11 protein-coding genes and 3 tRNA genes are annotated in these 15451 nt (G+C 72.4%); 5 read left to right on the forward strand and 9 right to left on the reverse strand.

All coding sequences use genetic code 11. From position 1 onward, the window contains the following. Positions 1-249: 249 nt before the first annotated feature. From IG88_RS0110535 to IG88_RS0110550, 4 genes are all read right to left on the reverse strand, one after another. The gene (locus IG88_RS0110535; protein ID WP_078861463.1) at positions 250-831 is read right to left on the reverse strand and encodes a flavin reductase family protein; all 582 of its coding nucleotides are present in this window, start codon (positions 829-831) and stop codon (positions 250-252) included. A gap of 412 nt (positions 832-1243) precedes the next feature. After that, positions 1244-1317: transfer RNA gene (locus tag IG88_RS0110540), tRNA-Ile, on the reverse strand. Positions 1318-1504: 187 nt separating this feature from the next. Then, positions 1505-1577: transfer RNA gene (locus tag IG88_RS0110545), tRNA-Asn, on the reverse strand. A gap of 5 nt (positions 1578-1582) precedes the next feature. Further along, positions 1583-1655 (reverse strand) — tRNA-Asn (locus tag IG88_RS0110550). A gap of 149 nt (positions 1656-1804) precedes the next feature. Here IG88_RS0110550 and IG88_RS0110555 point away from each other — a divergent pair. From IG88_RS0110555 to IG88_RS0110570, 4 genes are all read left to right on the forward strand, one after another. After that, complete coding sequence (locus IG88_RS0110555) at positions 1805-2110, forward strand: YtxH domain-containing protein (RefSeq protein WP_031037997.1); 306 nt, start codon at positions 1805-1807, stop codon at positions 2108-2110. 48 nt (positions 2111-2158) lie between these two features. Continuing rightward, positions 2159-3607, forward strand: coding sequence for a xylulokinase (locus IG88_RS0110560; RefSeq protein ID WP_037835718.1), 1449 nt, complete (start codon positions 2159-2161; stop codon positions 3605-3607). 143 nt (positions 3608-3750) lie between these two features. Continuing rightward, positions 3751-5484, forward strand: a complete 1734-nt coding sequence (locus IG88_RS0110565; RefSeq protein WP_031038003.1) for an ABC transporter ATP-binding protein — start codon at positions 3751-3753, stop codon at positions 5482-5484. Beyond that, on the forward strand, positions 5484-7412 hold the full coding sequence (locus IG88_RS0110570) for an ABC transporter ATP-binding protein (RefSeq protein WP_031038005.1): 1929 nt from the start codon (positions 5484-5486) through the stop codon (positions 7410-7412). Before IG88_RS0110565 ends, IG88_RS0110570 begins: the two co-directional genes overlap by 1 nt. Before the next feature lie 45 nt (positions 7413-7457). On the opposite strand, the gene IG88_RS0110575 is transcribed toward IG88_RS0110570, so the two are convergent. The 5 genes from IG88_RS0110575 to IG88_RS0110595 all read right to left on the reverse strand — a co-directional run bounded on the left by IG88_RS0110575 (position 7458) and on the right by IG88_RS0110595 (position 14364). After that, positions 7458-8657, reverse strand: coding sequence for an RNA polymerase sigma factor (locus tag IG88_RS0110575; RefSeq protein ID WP_420712081.1), 1200 nt, complete (start codon positions 8655-8657; stop codon positions 7458-7460). A gap of 116 nt (positions 8658-8773) precedes the next feature. After that, positions 8774-10696, reverse strand: coding sequence for a DNA primase (dnaG, locus tag IG88_RS0110580; RefSeq protein WP_031038011.1), 1923 nt, complete (start codon positions 10694-10696; stop codon positions 8774-8776). A 30-nt stretch (positions 10697-10726) separates the two neighbouring features. Then, positions 10727-11992 carry an NAD(P)/FAD-dependent oxidoreductase gene (locus tag IG88_RS0110585; RefSeq protein ID WP_031038014.1) on the reverse strand — a complete coding sequence of 422 codons (1266 nt, stop codon included), beginning with the start codon at positions 11990-11992 and terminating at the stop codon, positions 10727-10729. A gap of 170 nt (positions 11993-12162) precedes the next feature. Then, positions 12163-13437 carry a deoxyguanosinetriphosphate triphosphohydrolase gene (locus IG88_RS0110590; RefSeq protein ID WP_031038017.1) on the reverse strand — a complete coding sequence of 425 codons (1275 nt, stop codon included), beginning with the start codon at positions 13435-13437 and terminating at the stop codon, positions 12163-12165. Positions 13438-13584: 147 nt separating this feature from the next. After that, complete coding sequence (locus IG88_RS0110595) at positions 13585-14364, reverse strand: sirohydrochlorin chelatase (RefSeq protein ID WP_051851869.1); 780 nt, start codon at positions 14362-14364, stop codon at positions 13585-13587. Positions 14365-14528: 164 nt separating this feature from the next. Between IG88_RS0110595 and IG88_RS0110600 the strand changes: the two genes are divergently transcribed. Next, positions 14529-15215, forward strand: a complete 687-nt coding sequence (locus IG88_RS0110600; protein WP_031038021.1) for a SanA/YdcF family protein — start codon at positions 14529-14531, stop codon at positions 15213-15215. Positions 15216-15451 lie beyond the last annotated feature (236 nt).

Here is a 15451-nt window from a genome sequence, read left to right on the forward strand (position 1 = left end):
TGAAGACCCGACACCGGGTATTCATCTCCGCGGAACGGCCGAATCGTCACACCTGTCCGACACGCCTGGAAGCCCTCAACAAGATCGTGTTACGAGGTCTTACTCGCTGCGGCAACACGCGTAGAACGTCCCGGCGGAGCGTACGGTTCCTGCGGAGTGAACCGTTCCGGTCACCGGACGGAGGACGGCCCCCGGCGGCCGAGGCCGCAGGCGGGGGCGGAGAGAGGGGCGCGGACCGGGCCGCGGCCGCTACCCGACGAGCCGGTGGGCCGCCGCCGGAGCGAGCGCGACGATGCGGTTGCCCTGCCGGGGCAGCATCCCGCCCGGCCCGAGCGGCCTCTCGCCGGCCTCGGCGAAGGACCCGAGTCTGCCGCGGTGGAAGACCAGGGGGTCGGGCTGGTCCGGGTTCACCCGCAGCCCGGTCACACCGGCGATGATGATCACGTGGTCGCCGGCGGCCTGCTCCGTCTCGATGGAACAGGAGACCCAGGCGAGCGCGTCACCGAGCTGCGGGCCGCCCGGTGCGGCGGTCCAGGGGACCGAGGCGAACCGGTCCACGCCCTTCACCGAGAACTGCTTGCACAACGGCCCCTGGTCCGCACCGAGGATGTTCACGCAGAACGTGCCGCTGCGCCGGAGGTCGACCAGGGTCGACGACGTGTTGCCCGCGCAGAACATGACCAGCGGCGGCTCCAGCGACACGGACACGAAGGAGTTGCACGCCATGCCGACGGGCCGGCCCCCCTCGCCCGTGGTCGTGATGACCGTCACTCCGGTCGGCAGGTGCCCGAGGGTGCGCCGGAATTCCGTCGCGTCGAACGAGGCAGACATGACCGGCTCCTCAGTCAGGGGGTGGTCCGCGGACGCCGGCCGCTGCGGAGCAGCGCTCAGCCGTCACCACAAGCCTAGGGACGACGGCCCGCCCGGCATTGGGCCGAGCCACCAAGACCACCACCGGTCTTTGCCCCCACAGCTCACCCGCCGCCCCCACGGCCGACGAACGACGAGCTTCCAGCCCCGGGGCCGCCCTGCGGGCCGGACCGGCTGCCCAGCGACCGGACGGGCCGGGAAGCAGACGGAGGACTCCTGCCTACGATCCCGGCCACTTCGACGTCGAGGCGCTGTCCTGGTCACCGACGAAGAACCGGAGCCGACGATCTCTGCGGCGGCCGGGCCCTGCTCTCCCCCACCAGGTTTCAGGCCTCGCCGCAGGTGAAAACGTTCCTGCGGCAAGGCTCACGAGTGGGGCGGGTGGGACTCGAACCCACGGCCGACGGATTATGAGTCCGCTGCTCTAACCGGCTGAGCTACCGCCCCAGTGCGGCGTGTCGCGTACACGTGTGCGCGCCGTCTGCCGCAGCATAGCCGCTCATACGATCTCCTGCCTCGGATGGTCGGCTTCCACGGCTGCCTTCATGACCTTGAGGACTCCGCAGCGTGCCGCATGGTTCCCGAGTCGTGAGGGCACATGAAAAAGGACCCCGAAGGGCCCTCGTTCACCACGCTCCCCCGACTGGACTCGAACCAGTAACCTGCCGGTTAACAGCCGGCTGCTCTGCCAATTGAGCTACGGAGGACCGAGCTCCCCGGACTGGACTCGAACCAGTAACCTGCCGGTTAACAGCCGGCTGCTCTGCCAATTGAGCTACCGAGGAAAGTCTCGTATCGCATCGAACGCGTCTGCCTGGGTATCCGCCAGGGGGCGCGCGCTCGCTGCGACACATACATTAGCGCAACCAGGGGGGTGCTCCGCCAATCGGTACTCCGCAGCACCCCGGAGCCAGCGAAGGGAAGGGTGGCCGCCATGCGTTACCGGCTCACGTTCGTCGTCGGACTAGCGGTGGGTTACGTGCTCGGCACGAAGGCCGGGCGGGAGCGATACGAGCAGTTGCGGAAGTCCGCGCAGCAGGTCGCGCAGAACCCGGCCGTGCGCAACACCGCGGAGTCCGCGGCCCAGCAGGGCAGGCACATCGCGGACAAGGCGTACCACGTGGTGAGCGCCAAGGTCGGCGACCGGATGCCCGACTCGGTCGCCCACCGGGTCCGCTCGCTGCGGGAGCGCGGCACGAACGGCAGCGGTCCCGACGACTGGGGCACGAGCAACACCTGAGCCCCCGGGCGGTACGGCCACCGCGGCCGGTGCGGCAGAATTTCGGCTATGGGGATAGTCGCCGGGTTGGACAGTTCGCCCGATTTCACTCGTATCGTCGTCTGCGATTCGGACACGGGTGCCGTGCTGCGCCAGGGCTACGCGCCGCACCCGCTGGAGAGCCCCGAGGGCGGCGGCCGGCCCGCGGACGTGGATCCGCAGGCGTGGCTGCTGTCCCTCGGGGAGGCGGCCGGCGGGGGACTCCTCGAGGGCGTGCAGGCGATCGGCGTCTCGGCGCAGGCCAACGCGGTCGTACCGCTGGACGCGCAGGGCAACACGGTGCGCCCGGCCCTGGTCGGCGGCGACAAGCGCTCGCAGGTCGCGGCGGCCGACCTGATCGACGCGCTCGGCGGGCGCGAGGCGTGGGCGCAGGCCGTCGGCTCGGTGCCGCAGACCGCGCAGCCGGTGACGAAGCTGCGCTGGCTGGCCCGGAGCGAGCCGGAGGCCGCCGCGCGGACCGCCGTCCTGCTCCAGGCCCACGACTGGCTGGTGTGGCAGTTGCTCGGGCGGCCGGTGCGGCGGACCACCGACCGGGGCGGCGCCTCGGGCACCGGGTACTGGTCGGCCGCGACCGGGGCCTACCGGCCCGACCTGGTCGAGCTGGCGCTCGGCCACCAGGTGGTGCTGCCCGAGGTGATCGGCCCGGCCGAGGCGGCCGGTACGACGCCCGAGGGGCTGCTGATCTCCGCCGGTACCGGTGAGACCCAGGCCGCCGCGTTCGGGCTCGGCATCGGTCTGGGCGACGCGGTGGTGTCGCTGGGCGCCTCCGGTTCCGTGATGGCCGTGCACACCGAGCCGCTGGTGGACCAGTCCGGGATGATCACCGCGCTCGCCGACGCCACCGGCATGCACCTGCCGGTCGTCACCACCCTGAACGCCGTGCGGACCCTGCGCGGCACCGCCGAACTGCTCGGTGTGCCGGACCTGGAGAGCCTGTCCGAGCTGGCGATGAAGTCGACGCCCGGATCGCACGGCCTGGTGCTGCTCCCCTATCTGGAGGGCGAGCGGACGCCGAACCTGCCGCACACCGCCGGGACGCTCGCCGGGCTCAGGCGCGAGTCGATGAGGCCGGAGCACCTGGCGCGGGCCGCGTTCGAGGGCATGCTGTGCGGTCTCGCCGACGCCCTGGACGTGCTGCGCCTGCGCGGTGTGGACGTACGGCGGGTGTTCCTGCTGGGCGCGGCGGCCGAGCTGCCGGCCGTGCAGGCGGCGGCGCCCGCGCTGTTCGGGACGCAGGTCGTCGTGCCGCAGCCCGCGGACTACGCGGCGATGGGCGCGGCCCGGCAGGCGGCCTGGGCGCTCGGCGTCTCCCGGGGCGCCCTGGACCCGCGCACTCCCCCGGCCTGGCAGGGCGCGGTGGCGCAGGTCCTGGAGCCGGGCGAGGAACTGGCCGTGGGCCAGGCCGTGCGCCAGCAGTTCGTGTCGGTGCGCGAGCAGACGCACCCGGGAGCGCTGTGACGCACGGGAGCGCTTACCGCTCGTAGGCCGGAATTTGCCGCGCTCTTGGGTTAATCGGTTGAGGTAACGCGGGCGGAGTGTTCGACGATAGGGGCCAGGGGCAACCAACCGCGGCCCCTGTCGCCGACTCCGAGAGACCCAGCGTGCTCATACGACTACTGCGGACCTGTCTGAGGCCGTACAAGAGACCCATCGCCCTGCTGGTGGCGCTGCAGTTCCTGCAGACCTGCGCCTCCCTCTACCTGCCGACCCTGAACGCGGACATCATCGACAACGGCGTCGTGAACGGGGACTCGGGCTACATCCTGAGCTACGGCGCCCTGATGATCGGCATCTCGCTGGCCCAGGTGGTCTGCAACATCGGTGCCGTCTTCTACGGCGCGCGCACCGCCGCCGCGCTGGGCCGGGACCTGCGCGGTGCCGTCTTCGACCGGGTGCAGTCCTTCTCGGCGCGCGAGGTGGGCCACTTCGGCGCGCCCTCCCTGATCACGCGGACCACCAACGACGTGCAGCAGGTCCAGACGCTGGCCCTGATGACGTTCACCCTGATGGTGTCGGCGCCGATCATGTGCGTGGGCGGCATCGTGATGGCGCTCGGCCTGGACGTGCCGCTGTCCGGGGTGCTGCTCGGCGTCGTGCCGGTGCTGGCGGTCTGCGTGACGCTGATCGTGCGCAAGCTGCGCCCGCTGTTCCGGAAGATGCAGGTGCGTCTGGACACGGTGAACCGGGTGCTGCGCGAGCAGATCACCGGCAACCGCGTCATCCGCGCCTTCGTGCGCGACGAGTACGAGCAGCAGCGCTTCCGCAAGGCCAACACCGAGCTGACCGAGGTGGCCCTCGGCACCGGCAACCTGCTGGCGCTGATGTTCCCGGTGGTCATGACGGTGGTGAACCTGTCGTCCATCGCGGTGGTGTGGTTCGGCGCCCACCGCATCGACAGCGGCGGGATGCAGATCGGCGACCTGACGGCGTTCCTCGCCTACCTCATGCAGATCGTCATGTCCGTGATGATGGCCACCTTCATGTTCATGATGGTGCCGCGCGCCGAGGTGTGCGCCGAGCGCATCCAGGAGGTCCTGGACACCGAGAGCAGTGTCGTGCCGCCGGTGGCACCGGTCACCGTGCTGCGCCGGCACGGGCACCTGGAGATCCGGGGGGCGGGCTTCCGCTACCCCGGGGCCGAGGAGCCGGTGCTCAGGAACATCGACCTGGTGGCGAAGCCGGGCGAGACGACCGCCGTCATCGGCTCGACCGGCAGCGGCAAGTCCACCCTGCTGGGCCTGGTCCCCCGCCTCTTCGACGCCACCGACGGGGAGGTCCTGGTCAACGGGGTGGACGTGCGCACCGTCGATCCGAAGACGCTGGCCAAGGTGGTGAGCCTGGTGCCGCAGAAGCCGTACCTCTTCGCCGGCACCGTCGCGACCAACCTGCGCTACGGCAATCCGGACGCGACCGACGAGGAGCTGTGGCACGCGCTGGCGGTGGCGCAGGCCAAGGAGTTCGTCTCCGAGCTGGAGGGCGGGCTCGACGCGCCCGTCGCGCAGGGCGGCACCAACGTCTCCGGCGGCCAGCGCCAGCGGCTCGCCATCGCGCGGACGCTGGCCCAGCGCCCGGAGATCTACCTCTTCGACGACTCCTTCTCCGCCCTCGACTACGCCACCGACGCGGCGCTCAGGACCGAGCTGGCCCGCGAGACCGCCGAGGCGACCGTGGTCATCGTGGCGCAGCGGGTGGCGACCATCCGGGACGCGGACCGGATCGTCGTACTGGACGAGGGACGGGTGGTCGGCGTGGGCCGGCACCACGAGCTGATGGCGGACAACGAGACCTACCGGGAGATCGTTCTCTCCCAGCTCACGGAAGCGGAGGCTGCCTGATGGCCGGTCCTGCGGGTCGCATGATGGCCGGGGGCGGACCCGACCAGCGTTCGATGGACTTCAAGGGGTCGAGCAAGCGGCTCGTCGCCCAGTTCCGTCCGGAGCGGGCGACGCTGTTCACGCTGCTGTCGTGCGTGGTCGTCAGCGTCGGGCTCAACGTGATCGGGCCGAAGATCCTCGGCCGGGCCACCGACCTGGTCTTCGCGGGCATCGTCGGGCGGGACATGCCGTCCGGGGCCACGAAGGAACAGGTCCTGGACTCGATGCGGGAGCGCGGTGACGGCAACATCGCCGACATGCTCCGCAGTACGGACTTCACCCCGGGCCAGGGCATCGACTTCGGTGCGGTCGGCCGGGTGCTGCTGCTGGCGCTGGCGACGTTCGCGGTGGCCGGGCTGCTGATGGCGGTGGCCACGCGCCTGGTGAACCGCGCGGTCAACCGGACGATGTTCCGGCTGCGCGAGGACGTGCAGACGAAGCTGTCCCGGCTGCCGCTGTCGTACTTCGACAAGCGGCAGCGCGGCGAGGTGCTCAGCCGCGCCACCAACGACATCGACAACATCGGGCAGACGCTCCAGCAGTCGATGGGCCAGCTCATCAACTCGCTGCTCACCATCATCGGCGTGCTGGCGATGATGTTCTACGTCTCCTGGATCCTGGCGCTGGTCGCGCTGGTGACCGTGCCGCTGTCGTTCGTCGTGGCCACGCGGGTGGGCAAGCGGTCGCAGCCGCAGTTCGTGCAGCAGTGGCGTTCGACGGGGCAGCTCAACGCGCACATCGAGGAGATGTACACCGGGCACGCGCTGGTGAAGGTCTTCGGGCGGCAGGAGGAGTCGGCGAAGCAGTTCGCCGAGCAGAACGACGCGCTGTTCGAGGCCGGGTTCAAGGCGCAGTTCAACAGCGGGATCATGCAGCCGCTGATGATGTGCGTGTCCAACCTGAACTACGTGCTGGTCGCGGTGGTCGGCGGACTGCGGGTGGCCTCGGGCCAGCTCTCCATCGGCGACGTGCAGGCCTTCATCCAGTACTCCCGGCAGTTCTCGACGCCGCTGACGCAGGTCGCGTCGATGGCGAACCTGGTGCAGTCGGGGGTGGCGTCGGCGGAGCGGATCTTCGAACTCCTCGACGCCGGGGAGCAGTCGGCGGACCCCATCCCGGGCGCCCGGCCGGAGGACCTGCGCGGGCGAGTGGAGCTGGAGCACGTCTCCTTCCGCTACGACCCCGACCGGCCGCTGATCGAGAACCTCTCGCTGAAGGTGGAACCGGGTCACACGGTCGCCATCGTCGGCCCGACGGGCGCGGGCAAGACCACGCTGGTCAACCTCCTGATGCGGTTCTACGAGGTCTCCGGCGGGCGGATCACCCTGGACGGCGTCGACATCGCGAAGATGTCCCGGGACGAGCTGCGGGCCGGCATCGGCATGGTGCTCCAGGACACGTGGCTGTTCGGCGGCACGATCGCGGAGAACATCGCCTACGGGGCCTCGCGGGACGTCACCCGCGGCGAGATCGAGGAGGCCGCGCGGGCCGCGCACGCCGACCGGTTCGTACGGACGCTGCCCGACGGCTACGACACGGTGATCGACGACGAGGGCACGGGGGTGAGCGCCGGTGAGAAGCAGTTGATCACCATCGCGCGGGCGTTCCTGTCCGACCCGGTGATCCTCGTGCTCGACGAGGCGACGTCGTCCGTGGACACGCGGACGGAGGTGCTGATCCAGAAGGCGATGGCGAAGCTCGCGCACGGGCGGACGTCGTTCGTGATCGCGCACCGCCTGTCGACGATCCGGGACGCGGACACGATTCTCGTGATGGAGGACGGGGCGATCGTGGAGCAGGGGGCGCATGCGGAGCTGCTGGCCGCGGAGGGCGCCTACGCGCGGCTGTACAAGGCGCAGTTCGCGGAGGCTGTGGCCGAGGTGGGGTGAGCCGTCGCCCGGAGCCGGCCCGATCCGAACGACACCCCCAACCCCCTAGTCCAGATAGCCTCTTAGCTGGTCCGCGTAAGTGTGGTCGCGGAGTTTGCCGAGGGTTTTGGACTCGATCTGGCGGATGCGTTCGCGGGTGACGCCGAAGAGGCGGCCTATCTCCTCCAGGGTGCGGGGGCGGCCGTCGACGAGGCCGTAGCGGAGCTGGACGACCTTGCGTTCGCGTTCGCCGAGGGTGGAGAGCACCGCCTCCAGGTGCTGGCGCAGCAGCAGGAACGCGGCCGACTCGACGGGGCTGGCGGCGTCGCCGTCCTCGATGAGGTCGCCGAGGGCGAGGTCGTCCTCCTCGCCCACCGGCGTGTACAGCGACACCGGTTCCTGGGCCAGGCGCAGCACCTCGCCGACGCGCTCGGCGGGCAGGTCCAGGTGGGCGGCGACCTCCTGCGGGGTCGGCTCGTAGCCGCGTTCCTGGAGCATGCGGCGCTGGACGCGGACGACCCGGTTGATGAGTTCGACGACGTGGACGGGGACGCGGATGGTGCGGGCCTGGTCGGCCAGGGCGCGGGACATGGCCTGGCGGATCCACCAGGTGGCGTAGGTCGAGAACTTGTAGCCGCGGGTGTAGTCGAACTTCTCGACGGCCCGGATCAGGCCCAGGTTCCCCTCCTGGACCAGGTCGAGCATGGTCAGCCCGCGCCCGACGTACCGCTTGGCGACCGACACCACGAGCCGCAGGTTGGCCTCGATCAGCCGGCGCTTGGCGACGCGGCCCATGACGACGAGCCGGTCGAGGTCGAGGGCGAGGCGTTCGTCCAGACCGGGGGTGCGGCGCAGTTTGTCCTCGGCGAACAGGCCCGCCTCCACCCGCCGGGCGAGGTCGACCTCCTCGGCCGCGGAGAGCAGCGGGATCCGCCCGATCTCGCGCAGGTACTGCCGGAACAGGTCGGAGGAGGGGCCGCCGGACTCGGTACGGGTGGGCGGCGGCGGTTCGACGGGCGCGGCCAGGTCCGCCGGGCCGTCCGGGTGGTGCGCGGCCGGCCCCGCACCGGGCTGCGCCGGCAGCGCGTCGAGCGGGCCGCGCTCGGCGTCCGGCTCCGCACCGCCGGTACCGGTGTCGGTCTGGGTGAGGGTCTGGGTCTGCACGGGGGCGACCTCCAGGAGGGACGCGGCCGGTGGGGGGGCCGGCGGCAGTACGACGGGGGCGGAGCCGGCTCGCTCACCGCCGTCCGCCTCGCACGCGTGCACTCGGGTACCGCCCCCAGTGTGGGGTACGACACATCACCGCCACGAGGGGCGTGCGATGACTTTTTGCGTCCGGTCCGTGACCGACGGGTGACCCGCGGGTGTTCCCCGGGGCCGTCCTAGAGCGCAGCCGCGCCGTGTTCGCGCAGGTTCTGGTCGTACTGCTGGAGGATCCACAGCTCGTTCTGCACGGCGGCCAGTTCGGCGGGGTCGGCGTGGGTGGCGAGGCGGGTGAGGCGGCCGGTGATGTCGCGGATGCGGCGTTCCACGGCGCGGCGGCGGACCGTGACCAGTTGGGCGCCGGCGTAGGTCTCGTCGACGTCCTTGACGCCGCGGTGCAGCATGATCGCCTCGACCGCGAGTTCGGTGACCATGGCGCGGACGGCGTCGTCGGGGGCGGCCTCGCGGACGCGGACCAGGTAGTCCTGGGGGTCCTGGACGCCGAACTCGGCGCCGCCGGCCTCCAGGATCGCCTCGCGCACGGCGGCGTAGGGCGGGGCGGTGAACTCGTCGACGCCGTACGCGTCGAAGGCCGGGGAGACCAGCTCCGGGCGCTGGAGGGCGAGCTTGAGCAGCTCGCGTTCGGTGGCGAAGACCGGGTTGCGCAGGTTGAGGGCGGGGCCCCGGGGGGCGGCCGTGACGGGTGCGGTCTGCTGCGGGGCGGCGCCGCGCTGACGCTGGTCGGGGGCGGGGCCCTTGCCGCCGCGGTCGCGGGCCCAGCGGGCGAGCTGGGAGATCCGGCGGACCACGAACTGGGTGTCGAGGATGCCGAGCATCCCGGCGAGCTGCACGGCGACCTCGTGCTGCGCGCCGCTGTTCTTGATCCGGGCGACGACCGGGGCGGCCTCGTCCAGGGCCGCCGCGCGGCCGGCCGGGGTGTCCAGGTCGTAGCGGCTCACGATCTGGCGGAGCGCGAACTCGAAGAGCGGGGTGCGCGGCTCGACCAGGTCGGCGACCGCCTCGTCGCCCTTGGCCAGGCGCAGGTCGCAGGGGTCCATGCCGTCGGGGGCGATGGCGATGTAGGTCTCGGCGGCGAACTTCTGGTCGTCCTCGAAGGCGCGCAGGGCAGCCTTCTGTCCGGCCGCGTCGCCGTCGAAGGTGAAGATCACCCGGGCCGAGCCGTTGTCCATCAGCAGCCGGCGCAGGATCTTGATGTGGTCGCCGCCGAAGGCGGTGCCGCAGGTGGCGATGGCGGTGGTGACGCCGGCCAAGTGGCAGGCCATGACGTCGGTGTAGCCCTCGACGACGACCGCGCGGGACGCCTTGGCGATGTCCTTCTTGGCGAGGTCGATGCCGTAGAGGACCTGGGACTTCTTGTAGATCGCGGTCTCGGGGGTGTTCAGGTACTTCGGGCCGTTGTCCGCCTCGTAGAGCTTGCGGGCGCCGAAGCCGACGACGTCGCCGCCGATGTCGCGGATGGGCCACATCAGCCGGCCCCGGAAGCGGTCGATGGGGCCGCGGCGGCCCTCCTGGGAGAGGCCGGACAGCAGCAGCTCCTTGTCGCTGAAGCCCTTGCCGCGCAGGTAGCGGGTGAGGTGGTCCCAGCCCTGGGGGCTGTAGCCGACGCCGAAGTGGACGGCCGCCGACTGGTCGAAGCCGCGCTCGGCGAGGAAGACCCGGCCGGTCTCCGCCTCGGGGCCGGTCGCGAGCTGTTCCGCGTACCACTCGGCGGCGATCTTGTGGGCCTCGACCAGGCGGATGCGCTCCCCGCGCTGGTGGGAGGGGTTGTAGCCGCCCTCCTCGTACCGCAGCGTGATGCCGGCCTGGCCGGCCAGGCGCTCGACCGCCTCCGAGAAGGTGAGGTGGTCGATCTTCATCACGAACGTGATGGTGTCGCCGCCCTCCTGGCAGCCGAAGCAGTGGAAGAACCCCTTGCTCGGGCTGACCTGGAAGGACGGGGACTTCTCGTCGTGGAAGGGGCACAGGCCCTTCAGGTTGCCGCCGCCCGCGTTGCGTAGCTGGAGGTACTCCGAGACGACGGCGTCGATCGGGACCGCGTCCCGTACCGCCTTCACGTCCTCGTCGTTGATCCGTCCTGCCACGCCCCGAAGTCTACGGCGACGGTACGACAGCTATGCGACGAGGCTTTCGAGCGGTACGCGCGGGTTCGCCAGCGCCTCCGTGTCCACCCGCGTCTTCGAGCGGATCAACTGCTGGATCGGCTCCGTGACGTCCCACACGTTGACGTTCATCCCGGCCAGCACCCGGTCGTCCTTCACCCAGAAGGCGATGAACTCGCGCTTGGCCGCGTCGCCGCGGATCACCACCTGGTCGTACGACCCGGCGGGCGCCCAGCCGGAGTACTCCATGCCCAGGTCGTACTGGTCGGTGAAGAAGTAGGGCACGCGCTCGTGGGCCTGGCCCCTGCCGAGCATCGCGCGGGCGGCGGCCGGGCCGCCGTTGAGGGCGTTGGCCCAGTGCTCCACGCGCAGGCGGGTGTCGAAGAGGGCGTGGTGGAAGGAGGCGACGTCGCCGGCCGCGTGGATGTCGGGGTCGGAGGTGCGCAGGTCCGCGTCGACGACGATGCCGCCGCCGTGGGCGCGGTCGGCGATCTCCAGTCCGGCGGCCTGGGCCAGCGAGGTGCGCGGGGCGGCGCCGATCGCGGCGAGCACGTCGTGCGCGGGGTGTTCCTCGCCGTCGTCGGTGCGGGCGGCGAGCACCATGCCGTCCTGGCCGACGATCTCGGTGAGCTCCACGCCGAAGCGGAAGCGCACGCCGTGCGCCTCGTGCAGCTCGGTGAAGACGGAGCCCAGCTCGGGACCGAGGACGCCGTGCAGCGGCGTGGGGGCCGGCTCGACGACGGTGACCTCCGCCCCGTACTCGCGGGCCGCCGCCGCGACCTCCAGGCCGATCCAGCCGGCCCCGGCGACCACGAGGTGGCCGTTGTCCCGGCCCAGCGAGGTGAGGACGCCCTTGAGGCGCTCGGCGTGGGCCAGGCGGCGCAGGTGGTGGACGCCCGCCAGGTCGGTGCCGGGGACGTCGAGGCGGCGGGGCTCGGCGCCGGTCGCCAGGAGCAGTTTGTCGTACCTGACGTGGGTGCCGTCGTCGCCGTAGTGGACGGTCCTGGCGGCGCGGTCGATCGCGACGACGGTCTGGCCGAGGTGCAGCTCGATGTCGTGCCGGGCGTACCAGGCGGGCTCGTGCACGAAGACGCTGTCGCGTTCCTCCTTGCCGAGGAGGTAGCCCTTGGACAGCGGCGGGCGCTCGTAGGGGTGGTCGCGTTCGTCGCAGATGAGGATCACCCGTCCGGTGAAGCCCTCCGTGCGGAGCGTCTCGGCCGCTTTCGCGCCCGCCAGGCCGCCTCCGACGATGACGAATGTCTGATCCGCGTCGACCACTTGTCTGCCTCCTCGTCAGGGTGCCGCCACATGCGAGCGTCCCGCACGTGGCGTGGTGCGGGAAGGGGGAAGGACCCGTTCAGGCCACGGCCTGCCGCGTTCCGACCGCCCGAGTACCACGTTTCGGGCGCCCTGGACGCCGCCGGGCCGCACCTGTCCCGCCGCCAGTGTCATGGATGCCCCGTCAGACGGGCGTGAAGCGAGCGGGCCGAGGCGTCGGTGAGGGAGGCGATCTGGTCGACGATCACCCGTTTGCGCGCCCGGTCGCCGTCGGCCGCGTCGAACAGGGCGCGGAACTGGGGGTCGAGCCCGTCGGGGGCGCGGGCGGTCAGCGCCTGCGCCAGTTCCGCGACGACGATGCGCTGGTCGGCGCGGAGCCGCTCCTGCTCGGTGCGCTGCATGACGTACCGGACGGCGACCGCCTTGAGGACGGCGCACTCCATGCGGGTCCCGCGGGGGACGACCAGCTCGGCGCCGTACCGGGTGAGCCGGCCGCCCCCGTACGCCGCCCGGGTGGCGGCCTCGGCGGCCAGGCAGAAGCGGCCGATGAGCTGGCTGGTGGCGTCCTTGAGGCGGGCCTGGGCGGCCGCGGAACCGTCGTAGCCGTGCGGCCACCAGTCCTGGGCGAGGAGCCGGTCGAGCGCGGCGCCCAGTTCCGCGTGGTCGGTGCCGGCGGGGACGTAGCGTCCGACGGCCACGTCGAACACGGCCTCCCGCTCGGGGTCGGCGAGCAGGCAGTTCGGGTCGATGTGGCCGGCGTGCAGGCCGTCCTCGACGTCGTGCACGGAGTACGCCACGTCGTCGGCCCAGTCCATGACCTGGGCCTCGAAGCAGGTGCGGGCGCCGGGGGCGTCCTCGCGGAGCCACTCGAAGACGGGCCGGTCGTCGTCGTAGACGCCGAACTTGGGTGACGCCGGGTCGGTGGGGTGGGCGCCGCGCGGCCACGGGTACTTGGTGGCGGCGTCGAGGGTGGCGCGGGTGAGGTTGAGGCCGACCGAGCCCTCCTCGGTGAACCGCTTGGGCTCGATGCGGGTCAGGAGCCTGAGCGACTGGGCGTTGCCCTCGAAGCCGCCGCAGTCCTCGGCGAACGCGTTGAGCGCCTGTTCGCCGTTGTGCCCGAAGGGCGGGTGGCCCAGGTCGTGCGCGAGGCAGGCCGCCTCGACGAGGTCCGGGTCGCACCCGAGGGCCGCGCCCAGCTCCCGGCCGACCTGGGCGCACTCCAGGGAGTGCGTGAGCCGGGTGCGGGGACTGGCGTCCCAGACGGGGCTGCCCTCCCCGGGCGCGACGACCTGCGTCTTCCCGGCGAGGCGGCGCAGCGCGGCGGAGTGCAGGATGCGGGCGCGGTCGCGTTGGAAGGCGGTGCGGCCGGGGCGTTTGTCGGGTTCGGGGGCGTAGCGGGCGGCTGACGCCGGGTCGTAGGGGGGTGCGGTGCGGGTGCCTTCCATGTCATGAACAGTAAGGGGAAGGTGTGACAGGTGGGGGCCTGCTCGGCTGCCGGGTTCGGTAGTCGCGCGGTCGCGGGCCGTCCGTGGCTTGTCGTGCGCTTGTCGCGCGCACGCGGCGGAGCCGCAGGTCGACCCGCCCCGTGCCCCTCAGGGGGTGGCCATCGCCCCGGATTTCAAGTCGCTGCCGGCTTTCACCGCCTCGTCGTAGCGGTGGAGCAGTAGGCGGGCCATCGACGGGTGGGTGCCCAAGGGGGCCGACGTGATCCACGGGGCCGCCGCCGCGCACTCGGTCGCGAAGCGGCCCGGGGCGGTGAAGCAGGCGGCGACGGCGACGTGGCGGTGGCCCCGGGTCGTCAGGGTGCGGACGGCCTGCGGGACCGTCGGGGTCGCCGCCGAGGCGTACGCCGGGACGACCGGGACGCCGAGGCGGGCGGCGAGGAGCGCTGCCGTGCGGGCCGTGTCCGCGCGGGACTCCGGGTCCCGGGAGCCCGCCGAGGCCAGGACGACGGCGTGGCCCGGGCCCGGGTGGGCGGGCCAGCCGGCCTCCGTGAGGCGGGCGTGCAGGGCGTCCACCAGGAGAGGGTGCGGGCCGAGCGGGGCGGCCACGCGGGTGCGGGCCGGGGAGAGCGCGGCCGTCTCCGGGATGTCCCGCTTGACGTGGTGGCCGCGGCTGAGCAGGAGCGGGACGAGGACCGCCGCCCCGTCGCCGAGCGCGGCGAGCGTGTCCGGCAGCAGGGGCTCGTTCAGCTCGACGTGGCCCAGGTGCACCGGCAGGGCGGGGCGCAGGGCGCGGACCCGGTCGAGGAGGGCCCGTACGGTGCTCAGGGCGCGGGGGTCACGGCTGCCGTGGGCGACGACGACCAGGCCGGGGGCGCCGCCGCCGGGGGGCGCCGCGGTCCTGTTGCCCGTCACTGTCGTCACCGTCATGCACCGAGGATGACGGCCGGAGATTGCCTCCCCGTTGCGTGGGTGTCACGGGGGTTTTCCGTCGGTTCACACGGCGCGGGACCGTCCGTGTGAGCGGCGGCGAACCGGACGGCCGCCCCGGACGTCCCTGGTGGCAGGAACCGACCGGGGAGGGGACCGTCCGCATGCGCCGCCCGAGGCTTCGCAGACCGCGCCTTCCGCGCACCCGCAAGGGGCAGCGGCGACTGGTGCGGGTGGTGGTGGCCGGGTGTGTGCTGGCCCTGCTGCCGAGCGCGTGGCTGCGCGTCGTGACGGACGACCGGCTGCGCACCGTCGCCGACGTGCCGCCCACCGACGTCGCCGTCGTCTTCGGCGCCGGCCTGTGGGACGGGGAGCCGTCGCCGTACCTCGCGCACCGGCTGGACGCGGCGGCGGAGCTGTACCGGGCGGGGCGGATCGAGGTGGTGCTCGTGACCGGGGACAACAGCCGCGAGGAGTACGACGAGCCGGACGCGATGCGCGCCTACCTGGTCCGGCACGGCGTCCCGGACGGGCGGATCGTCGGCGACTACGCGGGCTTCGACACCTGGGACTCCTGCGTGCGGGCGAAGAAGGTCTTCGGCGTCGACCGGGCCGTGCTGATCAGCCAGGGCTTCCACATCCGGCGGGCGGTCGCGCTGTGCCAGGAGGCGGGGGTGACGTCGTACGGCGTCGGGGTCGACGACCGGCACGACGTGACCTGGTACTACGGGGGCGCGCGGGAGATCCTCGCGGCGGGCAAGGCGGCGCTGGACGCGGTCTTCGAGCCGGACCCGCGCTTCCTCGGCCCGAAGGAGCCCGGCGTGAGACGCGCCCTCGCCGACACGGGGTGACGCCGCCCTCGCCTACGCGGGGTGACGCCGCCCGCACCGCACCGTCCCGCCCCGCACCGTCCCTCCCCGCGCCGCACTGTCCCGCTCTGCACCGCACCGTCCTGTCCCGCTCTGCGCCGCACCGCCCTCCGCTGCGCCGTCCCGCCCCGCGCCCCGCCGGGTCTCTCCGCCCTCACCGTCGCCGCACCGCGCCGGGGAGGCCGTCGTCCCCGCCGTGTAACAGGGCGTCGCCCGGG

This window comes from Streptomyces sp. NRRL F-5650, assembly GCF_000721365.1.
Classification (GTDB): domain Bacteria; phylum Actinomycetota; class Actinomycetes; order Streptomycetales; family Streptomycetaceae; genus Streptomyces; species Streptomyces ardesiacus.

What these genes read in the sequence shown, in the direction of transcription:
- IG88_RS0110600 (WP_031038021.1), top strand. Translation starts at nt 14,529, where the DNA reads ATGCGCCGCCCGAGGCTTCGCAGACCGCGCCTTCCGCGCACCCGCAAG.
- IG88_RS0110555 (WP_031037997.1), top strand. Translation starts at nt 1,805, where the DNA reads ATGCGTTACCGGCTCACGTTCGTCGTCGGACTAGCGGTGGGTTACGTG.
- IG88_RS0110570 (WP_031038005.1), top strand. Translation starts at nt 5,484, where the DNA reads ATGGCCGGTCCTGCGGGTCGCATGATGGCCGGGGGCGGACCCGACCAG.
- IG88_RS0110595 (WP_051851869.1), bottom strand. Translation starts at nt 14,364, where the DNA reads ATGACGGTGACGACAGTGACGGGCAACAGGACCGCGGCGCCCCCCGGC.
- IG88_RS0110590 (WP_031038017.1), bottom strand. Translation starts at nt 13,437, where the DNA reads ATGGAAGGCACCCGCACCGCACCCCCCTACGACCCGGCGTCAGCCGCC.
- IG88_RS0110560 (WP_037835718.1), top strand. Translation starts at nt 2,159, where the DNA reads ATGGGGATAGTCGCCGGGTTGGACAGTTCGCCCGATTTCACTCGTATC.
- IG88_RS0110535 (WP_078861463.1), bottom strand. Translation starts at nt 831, where the DNA reads ATGTCTGCCTCGTTCGACGCGACGGAATTCCGGCGCACCCTCGGGCAC.